Origin of the sequence: Streptomyces sp. NPDC102283, assembly GCF_044766265.1 — a bacterium.
Classification (GTDB): Bacteria; Actinomycetota; Actinomycetes; order Streptomycetales; family Streptomycetaceae; genus Streptomyces.
In genome coordinates, this window is the sequence record NZ_JBIWLQ010000017.1 from 190,931 (window position 1) to 205,957 (window position 15,027).

The following is a 15,027-nucleotide window of genomic DNA, read 5'->3' on the forward strand; positions in this document are numbered from 1 at the left end:
CCCCGCGACGACAACGACTGAGTGATCACATGACATCGGTGTACGTGTTCCCCGGACAGGGCTCACAGCGCAGGGGCATGGGCAACGAACTGTTCCCCAAGTTCCCGGAACTGGTCCGGCAGGCCGACGAGGTGCTCGGCTACTCGCTACAGACGCTCTGCTCCGACGACCCCGACCGCCTTCTGAACCGTACGGAGTACACCCAGCCCGCTCTCTACGCGGTCAGCGCACTGCACTACCTCGACCACGTCGCTGCGGGCGGAGAGCGGCCCGCAGCGGTCGCCGGGCACAGCCTGGGGGAGTACAGCGCGCTCTTCGCCGCCGGGGCGTTCGACTTCGCCACCGGGCTCGACCTGGTCCGCAAGCGCGGTGAGCTGATGAGCCGGGCCCCGTCCGGTGCCATGGCCGCCGTGGTCGGCCTGGACGTGGAACACGTGCGGGAGGTCCTTGCCGGGCTGCCGCACCGGAACATCGACATCGCCAACATCAACGCCCGGAAGCAGTGCGTCCTCTCCGGACCCCACGACGAGATCCACGCACCCGAGCTCCGCGCCGCCTGCAAGGAAGCCGGTGGTGCCCTCATCCCGCTCAACGTGAGCGCGGCGTTCCACTCGCGCTGTATGAACGGCGTGGAGGAGGAGTTCGCCCGCCACCTCTCCGGTGTCGGACTCGGAGAACTCCGCGTCCCGGTGGTCGCCAACCGCACCGCCCGTCTCTATCCGGCAACCGGCTACGCGGACTTGCTGATCCGGCAGATATCGAGCCCCGTGAAGTGGTACGAATCGATTTCCTGGCTCATGAGTCAGGGACATCAGGACTTCGTGGAGATCGGGCCGGGCACCGTCCTGACCAAGCTCACCGACAAGATCCGCCGAGAGCCCTTCCCTGTGCGGGAGAAGCCCCCTGCTCCGCCCCGTACCCCGCGACGGCCCGAGATCGTCTTCATGTACGGGGGGCAGGGAACCCAGTCCTACGGGATGGGCCGCGAGCTGTACCACGAGAACCCGGCGTTCCGGGCGGCCATGGACCGGTGCAGCGCTCTCTACGAGGCGGCCTGCGGTGCCTCGCTGGTGGCCGTGATCCAGGACGAGGCCCGCCGCGGACAGGACTTCGACGGCCTTCTCCAGACGCAGGCCGCGCTCTACGCCACCGGCTGGAGTCTCACCGAGGCACTGCGCGAAGAGGGCTTCCGTCCCGACGCGGTGCTCGGCCACGGTCTGGGCGAGTACGTCGCCGCCACTGTCGCCGGAGCGATGTCCCTCGAGGACGGTCTGGACCTCGTCATGAAACAGGCCTACCTGATGAAGCGGCACTGCCGCCCCGGCGGCATGCTCGGAGTCCTCGCCGACCCTGACCTCTACCGCCGGCGCCGGGAGTTGTTCGTCGACTTGTACCTGGCGGGCGTCAACTGCGCGAGCCCGACGTCGGGACACTTCGTTGTCAGCGGAACGAGTGAGCGGCTGACCGAAGTGCGGGCCGCGCTGGACGAAGAGGGCGTGACCGCCGTCCAGTTGCCCGTCCGGTACGGTTTCCACTCGCCGCTCCTCGACGACGTCCGGCACGAGTGCCGCATCATGGGTCGAGCCGTCGCGGTGAGCAGGCCCGGAATGCCTGTCTACTCGGCCGCCTGTGCCGGGCCGTTGCGGGACGACATGGTGAACCACTGGGACACGTACCTCTGGGACGTGATCCGGGGAAGGGCCCGATTCGACGAACTGATGGCCGCCTCGTTCGGAGCGCCGGAGCGTCACTACTTCGTCGATCTCAGCCCCAGCGGCTCCTTCGTCACCCTCCTCAAGTACGGCTATGGGCCCGACTACCGGGCGGCGTCCGCCATCGACCGCTTCACGCCCGACGCGGTATCCATGCGGCACCTCGGGGAGAGCCTGAGGACCGTGCTGTCCGGGTCCTCGACGGAAGCCCGGACAGCACGGTGACCTGGGGCCGGCACCGGGGGCGGTACTCAGGAGGCGGAGGCAGGTACGGAGTCGGCCGACTGCGGCCGCGAGGTGTTCCGGCCGCCGGACCAGCGACGCATCAGAGGGCGCTCGAAGTAGCGGAACACGAGGAGGGACAGCGCCACCGAGAGGCCGATGACCACGAGGACGATCGCGAAGCGCGCCCCGACGGTCAGGTCCGGGTCGGGCCCGATCAGATGGCGGATGGCCATCATCACGGGGAAGTGGGTGATGTACAGGGCATAGGAGGCCTCGCCCAGAGCGATGAGTGAGGGGCGGGGCAGCAACCGGGTGCGGCCTTCGAGATCGGCCAGTGCGGTCTTCGCGATGACCGCGGCGAGCGCCGGAGCGATCGCCGAGCCCATCGCGTACTGCGGGGGCAACGCCGGCAGCACGGCCAGGAACAGCAGGAAGGCCGCGGTCACCACAAGGCGGTTGACGCGAGGCCAGGCGCCGGTCTGAAGGAGACGGGCGGTCACGATGCCGAGCATGAACTCCAGCAGCCGGACAGGCGGGAAGACGTAGATGAACCAGAGACTGCGTTCGTTGAGGGGAAGCCAGTCGTACATCTTCGGTCCGGGGATGGTCGTGGCAACCAGCGGCATGAGAACGATCAACAGCGCCAGCGCGGTCCACGCGCCTCGCAGCCGGTGTGCGGGAATCCTGCGGGCGGCCATGAGGAGGGCGGGGAAGAGCGCGTAGAAGAACAGCTCAACGGCGATCGACCACGCGGGTGTGTTGAAGCCGGAGAATATGCTTGCGTACGGTATCCATACCTGGACCAGCAGCAGATTCGCGATGGCTGCGCCCGCACTGTCCCCGGGGGGTGACGTCATGGGAACTTCGGCTGTGGTCACGGCGAAGAAGACCAGCACCGCTGTCCAGGCCAGCAGATGGTTGGGGAAGAGTTTCCAGAAACGGCGCCGCCAGAATGCGCCGAACCGGTCGCTCGGTCTGTGTGCCCAGGTGAGTACGAATCCGGACAGGACAAAGAATCCGCTCACCGCCCCCGCGGCGAATGGCGAGGCGGCGCCGAGGCCCTGCTGAAGGGCGCCGTCGAATAATCCCGAGACGAAGCTCACGTGGTACCACACCACCACTAGAGCCAGAAAGAACCGCAGACTCGTCAGCGACGGTAGACGACTTCCTGTGGAGAGCTCGTTGGCCATGGGGTACTTCTCCTCCTGGATAGGGGTGTGTCGGAAATGCGACTGCTCCCGGGAGCCGGGACAGGAAAGCCTTTCGAAACCACCGGCGCGTCGCGGCACGCGAACGAGGGAGGGGCCGGCCTGGGCAGTCCGTGGTCGTCCGGAGCGAACGGCTGCCGGCCATTATCAAAGTGGAGACGGGATTCGGCCACCAGCATTGAACGGGCCATAGCTTCAGGTGACGGCACGATACTTGGCTGAAAACGCATTGCGAAGTCCGGCTATCGCGGAGCCATCCTCAGGGCGCCGTCGAGCCGGATCGTCTCCCCGTTGAGCATGGGGTTGTCCACGATGTGTGCGACGAGCGAGGCGAATTCCGCGGGGTCGCCGAGCCGGGCCGGATGGGGCACCTGCCGGCCGAGCGTATCGAGGGCGGACTTCGGGAGTGAGTCGAACATCGGGGTACGGAAGAGCCCCGGCGCGACCGTGACCACGCGGATCCTCGACTGGGCCAGGTCGCGGGCGATGGGCAGAGTCATGCCCACGATGCCCGCCTTGGAGGCCGCATACGCGGCCTGCCCGGTCTGCCCGTCGAAGGCTGCCGCCGAGGAGGTGTTGATGATGACGCCACGTTCCTCGCCGACGTCGTCGGCCTGGTCCATCCGCGCCGCGGCCAGGCGGATGACGTTGAAGGTTCCTACGAGGTTGACCTGGACGACCTCGTCGAACGCGGCCAGCGGGAACGGGCGGTTCTTACCGACTGTCCTGATGGCGTTGCCGATTCCGGCGCAACTCACGGCGATGCGGAGAGGCCCCATGCTCGATGCGAGGTCGATCGCGGCGGTGACGTCCTCCTCGCTCGTCACGGTTCCGGGAGAGAACGCGACACGCTCGCCCAGTTCCTCCGCGACCTCCTTGCCGCGTGAGGAACGGCCCAGAATGACCACCGACGCTCCGCGGTTCCGGAGCTCCCTGACCGTCGCCAGCCCGAGGCCGGATGCTCCGCCGGTGACCAGTGCGACGTTTCCTTCGATCCGCACGTGTTGTTCCTGTTCTGTAAAGGGCTGCACGAATGGCCGGGACCTCCCGCCCCGGTGGGCCGGTGGCGAGCGGGCAGCTGAGCGATGTGTGACATCGGCCACGGCCGCGATTTCATGTGAAGAGACCCAGGATTGACGACCGGCGGCAGGGTGGTCGGTAAGCGTCATGTGCGTCCCGGTGTGACGGACATTTCCCCCGTCGTACTGCTGTGCCGGATTCCTGTGGAGCGCGCACCGGGAGCACCTTACCGATGCCGGCTGTTGTGCGCGACGATCGATGCACGGAATTCTTGAGTCGGTGGTTCATGGAAGTCTATGTGCGGATGAAGGGAAGAAAACGGTCCTGGCCGGCCGGTGCGTCACGCTCCGCTCTCATTCCTGAGGGAGGTCGTCACACTGTGTTCCTTGATCTTCCTTCCGGTGTTCGGGTAGCGTGCGGAGCAGCGAAGTGCAGCGCGACGTTCATTCGGATCGCGTGGGCCGCCCCCAGGTGGATCGGCCCGAGCTGCGAACAGCGGGCCACGGGGGTGGATTTCAATGGGTTTTTGCGATTTATGCGGGCCTCGCTCGACATTTCGACGGCGCTCCCGCGCCTCTTGGGTGCCGTCCAGGCCTGATCATTTCCTTCGTGTGGTGAACGCCGCCCTCCCGGCCTTACTTGCGTGCATGCCTGTGCAGGGTTGACGGGTATCCGTTCTCATTCTTTTCGCGCCGGTGCGCGGCAATGCGACGCCGAGGTTCTTTCACTTACCCCGGGCCTTCCCGTTGTCGGTTCCGCCTGCGCGCATCACCGCCGTTAGGGCGCTGTCCTGCGCTGGTTACCGATCGACTGGGGGAAACCGATGGCCAACTCCGCGACTTTTGCCGATTCTTTTACCGAGACTTTTACCGTGACGACCGACAACCCGTTGCTGCGGGGTCACGTCGTGCACGGCCTCCACCTGCTTCCCGGCGTCGGCTACGTGGATCTTGTCCTACAGGTCCTCGCCCGCCATGGCATCGCCATGGCGGAGGTCGAACTGCGCAACCTCACCATTCTGGCGCCGCTCGTCGCGGCGCCCGGTGAGCAGGTTCTGACCACTGTCGAGGGGCGGCCCGCGCCGGCCGGGGGGCAGCGGATCGAGGTGCGCAGCCGGCGTCGGACGGACTCGCTGCCCGTGCTGCACGCGGTGGTGACGGCACACGTGTGTCCACCGGCGGCCTTTCAGGAACGGCTGTCCTTACCGGCCGGCGTGGGGGAGCGGATCGCCACGCTGGCCGAGATCTACACCTGGCTCCGGCGGAACGATCTGGTGCACTCGGGCCTGATGCGGTCCGAGGGGGTGGTGCACCGGCGCCACGACGACTGGGTGGTCGAACTGGATCTGGCCTCGGCGTACCGCGACAGCGCGGACTCCTTCCTCTTCCATCCGGCCCTGTTCGAGGCGGGTCTGCTCGGCGGCAGCGTCGGCAACCACATGCTCTACGAGGGCAGTGAGGGCGAGGGGCTCTATCTGCCGCTGGTCTTCGAGTCGTTCCGCGCCGCCGCCCCACTGGGCGATCGCTGTTACGTCCGCGTCCCGGCGGCATCGACGCAGCGGGACGACGAACTCATGCGGCTGTCGGTGGAGTTCTACGACGCCGACGGTCTCAAGATCGCAGAGGTCGGCCGGCTCGTGGCCAAGCGGGTCCGTGACGTGTCGGCTCTCGACGCTCGGAACGAGTCTCCGACGGGCCGCCCGAAGGTGGCCCTCCCGGGGTACCCCACGCCCGGGCCGCCCGCTGATCCGGCAGATACCGGCCCGGACGTCTCCGGCGTCCTGCGGACGTTGATAGCCGAGCGTCTGAAGGTGCCGGAGACCACGGTCGACGCCGAGTGCGGGTTCTACGAACTGGGCCTCGTCTCGGTGGACCTCGTGTCGCTGGTACCCGCCCTGGAGGACCAGCTCTCCCTCTCCCTCTCGCCGACGATCATGTTCGAGTACCGGTCGGTCGCGGCTCTCGCGGTCTGGCTGGAAGAGCGCGTCGCGGAACGCCGAGGGGCGTCTCTCCCCGATGCCCCGTCGGTCGGGACACCCGCGTACTCCGCGCTGCCGGCGAAGCCTGTGCGAGAGAGCGGCAGGGAACCCACTGCCCTGCTGGACGACATCCGTGACGGGCTCCTCGAAGAGCTGTCCGCACTGCTGAAGGTGTCGGCCGGGGATGTGGATCCCCACGGCGAGTTCACCGACTTCGGATGCGACTGGACCACGCTGGCCCAGCTGGCCGCCCGGCTGGGAGACCGCTTCGGAGTGGCACTCGCGCCCGCCGTCTTCTCGGATCACCGGACCGCACAGGCCGTGGCCGAGTACGTTGCCGCCGCCCGCGGCGGGGCGGCGGCCGCGGACGACTCCCGAGTGCCGGCGGGGGAGACGGCCGGGCGCCCGCACCCGATGCTGCACCACGCCGTGCGGAGTGACGACGGCATCGTCTGTCGGACGCGGTTCGACGGCACGGAGCCGTTCCTGCGAGATCACCGCATCCACAGCTCCCGGGTGCTGCCTGCGGTAGCGCAGCTGGAGATGGCACACGCGGCGGTCGAACGTCTTCTCGGCGAAGCGCACGCGGGACATGTGCGGCTCGACGACATCGTCTGGTTGCGCCCCGCCATCTGCGGCCCCGACGGGCTGGAGCTCTCTCTGGACGTGCGATCACTGCACGGGTACGGCTGGGAGTACACGATTCACAGCGTCGGCGGAGACGGCGAACGCACCCTGTGCGGCCAAGGCCGTGCGAGGCTCCTGGAAGGCGACGCCCCGGAACGTGTGCGCCTTGCCGAGCTGCGCGCCGCCTGTGCCGATCGGACGCTCCAGGGCTCGGACGTGTACGAGCTGTATGCCCGCGCGGGCATGGAGTACGGGCCCGCACAGCAGTCCCTGGTGGAGCTGGGGGTGGGCTCGGACGAGGAAGGACGGCCTCAGGTACTGGCCGAGCTGCGCCTGCCCGCGGCAGCGGACCGCCCGGGCCGGTACCGACTCCACCCGAGCATCATCGACGGTGCCCTCCAGGCCACCATCGGCCTTCTGCCGGCGGCGCGGCTGTCGGATGGAGAGGATGCCCGTCCGGCCCTGCCGTTCGCCCTGCAGCGGATGGAGGCGGTGGCCGAGACGCCGGCCTCGGCATATGCCTGGCTCCGGCATCAGCCGGGGAGCGAGCGCGACGCCGCTCCGGAGCGGCTGGACGTCACGGTGTTCGACGAGAGCGGACAAGTGTGTGCGGAGCTGACCGGGCTGAGCACACGTGCGCTGGTGGACCCCCCGGTGGCGGCGGACCGGGCTCCGCGAGACGTACACCGTTCCGCGCGGACGGGCGAGAACCGGCCCGGGGCTCGGGTCCACGGCGCACACGACATCGCTGTCATCGGACTCGGCGGGCGCTATCCGCAGGCGGCCGGCCTCGACGAGTTCTGGCAGAACCTGCGCGCCGGCCGGGACTGCATCCAGGAAGTGCCCTCCGAGCGCTGGGACCACCGGCGGTACGCCGACGCCGGAGGTTCCTCCTCGGGGGCATGGGGGGGCTTCCTCGACGAGATCGACCGGTTCGACCCTCTCTTCTTCCAGATCTCGCTGCACGAGGCCGAACTGCTCGATCCCCAGGAGCGGCTGTTCCTCCAGTGCGCCCACCACACCCTGGAGGACGCGGGATACGCCGGAGGAGTGCCGGGCAAGGTGGGCGTATTCGCCGGAGTGATGTACGAGGAGTACCAGCTCTACGGGGCGCAGGCCCAGTACGCCGGCCGACCGGTCGCCCTGTCGGGAAGCGCCGCGAGCATCGCCAATCGGGTGTCGTACTTCTACGACTTCACCGGTCCGAGCATGACCGTCGACACCATGTGCTCATCCTCGTTGACAGCCATCCACCTGGCCTGCGAGGCCATCAGGAGCGGCCAGTGCGAGACGGCTCTGGCCGGCGGGGTCAATCTTCACTCGCATCCCAACAAATTCCTGATGCTGAGCCAGCGCCGCTTCCTCTCCGGCGACGGCCGCTGCCGCAGTTTCGGCGAGGGGGGCGACGGCTATGTACCCGGCGAGGGGGTCGGCGCGGTTCTGCTCAAGCCCCTGGAACGGGCCGTGGCGGACGGCGACCACATCTACGGCGTGATCAAGGGGACCGCGCTGAACCACGGCGGTCGCACCTCGGGCTACTCCGTGCCCTCCCCGGCGGCGCAGGGGGACGTCATCATCGAGGCGCTCACCGACGCGAACGTCGACCCGCGTTCCCTGAGCTACCTCGAGGCGCACGGCACCGGCACGGCGCTGGGCGACCCGATCGAGATCAGCGGTTTGAAGAAGGCGCTTCATGCCCTGGGCGGCGCGCCGGCGGATCTCCCGATCGGCTCGGTCAAGTCGAACATCGGGCACTGTGAAGGCGCGGCCGGAATCGCCGGTGTCACCAAGGTGCTGTTGCAGCTGCGCCACCGGGAACTGGCGCCGAGCCTGCACTCCGACACCCTCAATCCGCACCTCGCCACCGAGGGGACGCCGCTGCGGGTGCAGCAGCGCACGGAGCCGTGGCACCGCCCGACGCTGGAGACCGACGGAGTACGACACACCTCCCCGCGGCTCGCCGGAGTCTCCGGCTTCGGGGCGGGGGGCTCGAACGCCCATGTCATCATCGCCGAGTACGAGTCGCCCGCCGCGCTCCCGGTACCGCCCGCGGCGGATCACCACCCGGCCCTGCTCGTGCTCTCCGCGCGGAGCGAGGACCAGCTCGTCGAACAGGCCAGGCGACTCCACACCCGTCTGGCGGACCTGGCCGACGACTCCCTCTTCGACGTCGCATGGACCCTCCAGGTCGGGCGCATGGGACTGGACGAGCGGCTCGCCCTCGCCGCGACGTCACTGGCTGACGCCAGGGCCCAGCTGGAAGCCTTCGCCGCCGCTCCCCGGCGCCCGGGAACATGGGCGCGCGGCACCGCCCGCCGGGGCCGTGACATGGCTGCCGGGGCCGACGGTCTCGCGCTGCGGACAGCCGTGTCCGAGTGGACCGAACACGGCGCCCACGACCAACTTCGAAGCCTGTGGACCGAGGGAGCCACAGTGGACTGGGCCACGCTCACGGCGTCGGCGCGGCGCGTCAGCCTGCCCGGATATCCCTTCGCCCGCGAGCGGTGCTGGTTCGACCTCGACCTCCACGATGCCGCGCGGGAATCGCTCCTCCCCGCCTCCTCGGCCCCCGTCGCGCCGGCGCCCCCGGGGGCGGGAGCAGCCGAGGTCCAGGACGAGATGCTCCTGCTGCGTCCCTCCTGGGTCGTCGAGGAGGGCGCACCCGCCGACGCACGCGCCCGCGCCGCCCGGGCGGAGAGTTCCGCGGCCCACCACGTTGTACTGATCGGCTCCCTCACGGCCTCCGCGCGCGATGCCGTGCGATCGGCCCTGCCCACCGGTGTCGTCTGTCACGACGCGGACATCGCGGACGGTTCGCTGGACCGGCAGTTCGCCGGGGTCACGGAGGGCGTGCTGACGCTGGTACGGAAGATCCTCGAAGGCGGCCTGCGGGAACCGGTGCTGCTCCAGGTCGTGCTGGCCGGCTCCGCCGCCTCGGACGTCGAACGGGAACGTCTGGCATGTTTCGGTGGAATCGCGGGTCTGCTGAGGACGGCCGGCCTGGAACACCCATTGCTGCGCACCCAGTACGTCGAGTGCCTCGACGGTGCCTCACCGGCCGTTGTCGCCGCCCGCCTGCGGTCCGAGGACGTGCCCAGCCCCGAGCCGGAGGTACGCCACCGGGACGGCCGGCGCCACGTCGGCCGGTGGGCGGAGATACCGTCCGGCCGGCGTGCCGCCGTACCGTGGCGGGACGGTGGCGTCTACCTCATCACCGGGGGCGCCGGGGGACTCGGCCTGGTCGTGGCGAGGGACATCGCGGCGTCGGTCCGCCACGCCACGGTGGTGCTCACCGGCCGGTCGCCGCTGAGCGAGGAGAAGCGCGGCTCGTTGGAGGCCCTGCGCGCTGCGGGGCTGACGGTGGACTACCAGCGCGCCGATGTGTCCGACCGGGCTTCCGTCGCTCGCACGCTGGCGCATGTGACGGACAACCACGGGCCGCTGACCGGCATCGTGCACAGCGCCGGAGTGATCGACGACGCGTTGCTCCTGCGCAAGAGCACCGAGGCGCTGGCGCGTGTGCTGGCCCCCAAGGTCGCCGGGCTGGTCCACCTCGACGAGCTGAGCCGGGAGCAGCCGTTGGAGACGTTCGTGTGCTTCTCGTCGATAGCCGGCGCCTTCGGCAATGCCGGCCAGGCCGACTACGCCGCCGGAAACGCCTTCATGGACGCCTACGCCGTGTATCGCAACCGCCTCGTCGACGACGGGCTGCGTCAGGGCAGGACCGTGTCGGTCAACTGGCCGCTGTGGGACGAGGGCGGCATGGGGGATGACGCAGTCAGGGAAAGTCTGCGAGGCGTCGGCCTCACGACTCTGGACACGCCCAGCGGCCTGGAGGCATTGCGCCAGGCGCTCACCCCGGTGGACTCCGGCGCCACGGAAGGCAGGCTGCTCGTCGTCGTCGGCCGTCGCGACAGGATGCCGGCCCAGCTCACCGGGGGCGGTGGAGTGGCGCCGGTTCAGCGCGACGCATCCACTTCCGGGCCCCGCGACGGCGATGCGGCCCGGGTTCTGGAGGAGCGGGTCTCCGGCCACCTGCGGCGAGTGCTGGCGTCGTCCCTCAAGCTCGGCCCGGAACGCCTCGCCGTGGACACGGCGCTGGAGCAGTACGGCATGGACTCCGTCATCGCGGTGCAGGCCGTCTCCCAGCTGGAGGAGTCGTTCGGCCCCCTGTCGCGCACCCTCCTTTTCGAGTACGACACGATCCGCGACCTGGCGCGGTACTTCGTGACCGATCACCAACCGGCCCTGCGCACGCTGTTCGGAGAACCCGCGGCGCCGCTGCCGGCCTCGGACACCTCATCGGCATCGGTGGCTCCGGCGGACCTTCCGCCGCCCGCGCACACGGAGATTCGGAACGCGGGCGCCGAGAACGTGGCGCCCCGTGAGAGCGCGCCGGAGCGGAGCGCGCACAACCGGGCCGGCGGCGATGGCGACATCGCCATCATCGGCGTCAGCGGCCGCTACCCGCAGGCCGGCAATCTCGAAGAGCTGTGGGCCAACCTCCGCGACGGCAGGGATTGCGTCACCGAGATCCCTGCCGAACGGTGGGATCACGACGCGAGTCTCGGCGCCGACGCGGGTGCCGGGGCCAGGAGAACCGGCACGTTCGGCGGGTTCCTGGACGGGATCGACCGGTTCGACCCGTTGCACTTCGGCATCTCCCCACGTGAGGCCGCGGCGATGGACCCGCAGCAGCGGCTGTTCATGGAGACCGTGTGGCATCTGCTGGAGCAGAGCGGCATGACCCAGGAGGTCATCGAGCACCGCTACGGACGGCGCGTCGGCGTCTACGTGGGCGCTGCCTACCAGCTCTACCGCGCGGGCGAGGAGGACCCCGCCCTCGCGGCGCTCACCTCCGCGGCTTCGTACAACATGATCGCCAACCGTGTCTCCCACTACTTCGGGCTGGAGGGACCCAGTCTCGCCGTGGACAGCATGTGCGCGTCGTCGGCGATGGCCATCCATCTGGCCTGTGCCGACCTGCGGAGCGGCGCGAGCGATCTGGCCGTCGCCGGTGGCGTCAACCTCACGGTCCACCCGGACAAGTACGTGGCACTGGCCGAGCTGCAACTGCTCGGCACCCACCCGGGCAGCCGCAGCTTCCGCGACGGGGACGGATATCTGCCCGCCGAAGCCGTTGGCGCCGTGCTCCTCAAGCCCCTGGACGCGGCGCTGCGCGACGGCGAGCGGATCCTCGCCGTCATCAAGGGCACATCTTCCGTGCACTCCGGCCGGTCCAACGGCTTCATGACACCGAGCCACCGCGCGCAGACGAAGGTCATGCGGCAGGCGCTGGACCGGGCCGGCGTCACCCCGGACTCCATCGGGTACGTCGAGTCCGCGGCCAGCGGGACACGGCTCTCCGACGCCGTCGAGTTGCGTGCCCTGCGCGAGGTGTTCGAGGGCGTCACGGAACCCGTGGCCCTCGGGTCCGTGAAGTCGAACATGGGCCATCCCGAGGCGGCTTCGGGCATCGCTCAGCTGACCAAGGTCGTCCTGCAACTGCAGCACCAGCAGCTCGCTCCCCTGGTAGAAGTGGGCTCCCCCAACCCCGCCCTCGACTTCGACGGCAGCGCACTGACGCTCTGCGACCGGCTGAGCGCCTGGGAGCCGCGCGGCGCATCGGGCAGGGATGACGCCATCGCTCCCCGCCGCGCGCTGATCAACTCGGCGGCGGCGGGCGGCAGCCATGTGAGCCTGGTGGTCGAGGCGCCGCCGCGTACCGAGGCGGACACCCGGAGCTCGCAGGACACGGGCCCTCAGCTGGTCCTGGTGTCCGCCAGGAACTCCGGCCGGCTGCGGACGGCGGTGCGGCGGCTGGCCGACTTCCTGGACCGCGACGACTCGGTCGGCCTGACCGATGTCGCATACAGCTCGCAGCTGGGCCGCGAACCGCTGCCCGAGCGTCTCGCCGTGGTGGCGGGTTCCCTGGACGACTTGAAACGGGTGCTCGAGCGGCACCTGTCGGCCGGCTCCGAGGCCGACGGCGGCGTCTTCTCTGCCGTCGGGGTCCACCACGGCAACACGGAGGACGGTGCGGGACCGCTGGGCATGGTGCTCTCCGGTCTGAGGGGCGAACAGTTCGTCGCCGGTCTCGTCGCGGATGGTGACCTCGACCACCTCGCCCAGCTGTGGGTGCGTGGTGTCTCCGTGCCCTGGAGCGGGCTCCACCGGGGGAGCCGCCGAATGATCTCACTGCCGCCGACGGAGTTCGAGAAGGGCAGTTACTGGGTCGGTCGTAGGTCTGGGGCCGCCGGTCGCACCGCACCCGTCGGCCACCCGGGGCAGGGCGAGCACCCCGCGCCGGCGGAGGGCGCCGCACAGGACGACCGCGTCGAGCGGTTGCGGGGCCGGTCGCTCACCGAGAGCGAGAGGACCGTGGTCGACGTCTGGTCGGAGCTGCTGGAGATCGACGTCGACGAGCTCGGCGCGACGAGCAACTTCCTGGCCCTTGGCGGCAACTCGCTGCTCGCGACCCGGCTGATCAACCTGCTCAAGCAGCGGACGGGCATCGAGCTCCCCGTCCAGGCCGTCTTCGACGCTCCCCGGGTGGCCGAGCTGGCGGCGGAGCTGGAGCGCCGCACGCCGTCCGGGCACACAGGGGCCGCGGATACGGAGCGAATCCTCCAGAGCATTGCCCGTATCGAAAGCATGAGCGCCGAAGAGCTCGAAGCTCTGCTCATCGAGAACTAGGCAAGGGGACGACGATGGGCACCATCTCTCCAGACCACGAGCGGACCCTGATCGACAAGATCCGGTCCCTGTCCGGCGTACGACAGCGCGCCCTGATAGCCCTCCTCAGGCAGCAGGGCGTCGATCTCTCCGCGCTCGACCTCATGACGCCCTCGCCCCGGTCAGCGGACGAACCGGTGCCGTTGTCCTTCACCCAGCAGCGTCTGTGGTTCCTGGCACAGCTGGACGGGACCAGCGCGGCCTACAACATCCCGATGGCCGTGCGGCTGCGCGGGCACCTGGACCGCTCCGCGCTGGTACGCGCGCTGGAAGCCGTGGTGCAGCGGCACGAGGCGTTGCGCACCCGATTCGTCGACCACGACGGCGTCCCGTACCAGCACATCGGTGACGGCCGTGACTTCGCGGTCCGCCCGGAGGAGCTGGCGGACCCCGCGGATCTGCCCCGTATCTGTGCGGAGGAGGCGGCCGCCCTCTTCGACCTGGAGCGTGACACGCTGTTCCGGGCGAGACTGCTGCGGGAGTCCGAGCAGGAGCACGTGCTGCTGGTGACGATGCACCACGGTGTCTCGGACGGCTGGTCGGTCGGTGTCCTCTTCCGGGATCTCGTCGCCCTGTACGAGGCGTTCTGCGAGGGGCGGCCCTCCCCACTGGAGCCGCTGCCCGTCCAGTACGCCGACTACGCGCTCTGGCAACGCCAGTGGCTCGCCGACGGTGTGCGGACGCGCCAGGTGGAGTACTGGAGGAAGCAGCTCACCGGGGTCGATCCGAGGCTGTCACTGCCCACGGACCGGGAACGCCCGCCGGTCAAGACGTATCGCGGAGCCCGGGAGGTCTTCCGCTGCCCGGCCGAACTGCTGGAGCGGCTGCGGGCCGTCGGTGCGCGGTACGACGCCACGCTGTACATGACCTTGCTCGCCGCCTACACCGTCGTGCTGCACCGCTACACGCAGCAGAACGACATCGCCGTCGGCACGGTGGTGGCGAATCGCAACCGGAGTGAGGTGGAGGGCCTCATCGGCTTCTTCGCCAACACCCTGGTGATGCGGGCCGATCTGTCCGACGACCCCGCTTTCGGCGACCTGCTGACCCAGGTGCGAAGGACCGCGGTGGCAGCGTACGACCACCAGGACGTGCCCTTCGAATCCGTGGTGGACGCTCTGCAGATGGAACGCAGCCTCGCCCATTCGCCGGTCTTCCAGACGATGTTCGTGCTCCAGGAGGCGCAGACGGGGCGCGAGGAGAGTCTGGGCGAACTCCATGTCCTGCCGGTCGAGTTCGATATCGATGTCACCAAGTTCGACGTGACGATCGATCTGCGGGAAACGCCGGACGGGCTCGTCGGGAAGGTCGAGTACAACACCGACCTGTACGACCCGGAGACCATTCGACGTCTGGTGGGTCACTACACCACCCTGCTCGCCTCCGTCGCCGCCGACCCGCAGGAGAAGGTCTCGCGGCTGGCCTTCCCGGCGGTTGAGCGTCGGCGGGTGTTGGTGGAGTGGAATGAGGGGCCGGCGGGCTGGGTGGCTCCGGGGCGGTGTGTGCATGAGTGGTTCGAGGA

At 69.4% G+C, this 15,027-nt stretch carries 5 protein-coding genes; 3 read left to right on the forward strand and 2 right to left on the reverse strand.

The annotated features are described in order from the left end of the window. Positions 1-29 precede the first annotated feature (29 nt). The gene (gene fabD / locus ACIRJT_RS29420; protein WP_403914887.1) at positions 30-1,937 is read left to right on the forward strand and encodes an ACP S-malonyltransferase; all 1,908 of its coding nucleotides are present in this window, start codon (positions 30-32) and stop codon (positions 1,935-1,937) included. Between the two features lie 26 nt (positions 1,938-1,963). Here the strand turns inward: fabD and ACIRJT_RS29425 are convergent, their stop codons facing one another. Beyond that, entirely contained in the window at positions 1,964-3,226 is a 1,263-nt protein-coding gene (locus ACIRJT_RS29425; protein ID WP_403914889.1) for an acyltransferase family protein, read from the reverse strand. A gap of 161 nt (positions 3,227-3,387) precedes the next feature. Next, complete coding sequence (locus ACIRJT_RS29430; protein WP_403914891.1) at positions 3,388-4,146, reverse strand: SDR family NAD(P)-dependent oxidoreductase; 759 nt, start codon at positions 4,144-4,146, stop codon at positions 3,388-3,390. A gap of 842 nt (positions 4,147-4,988) precedes the next feature. Between ACIRJT_RS29430 and ACIRJT_RS29435 the strand changes: the two genes are divergently transcribed. Next, entirely contained in the window at positions 4,989-13,466 is an 8,478-nt protein-coding gene (locus tag ACIRJT_RS29435) for an SDR family NAD(P)-dependent oxidoreductase (protein WP_403914894.1), read from the forward strand. 14 nt (positions 13,467-13,480) lie between these two features. Further along, positions 13,481-15,027 (forward strand): condensation domain-containing protein (locus ACIRJT_RS29440; protein ID WP_403914896.1); only part of this gene is annotated, 1,547 nt, incomplete at its 3' end.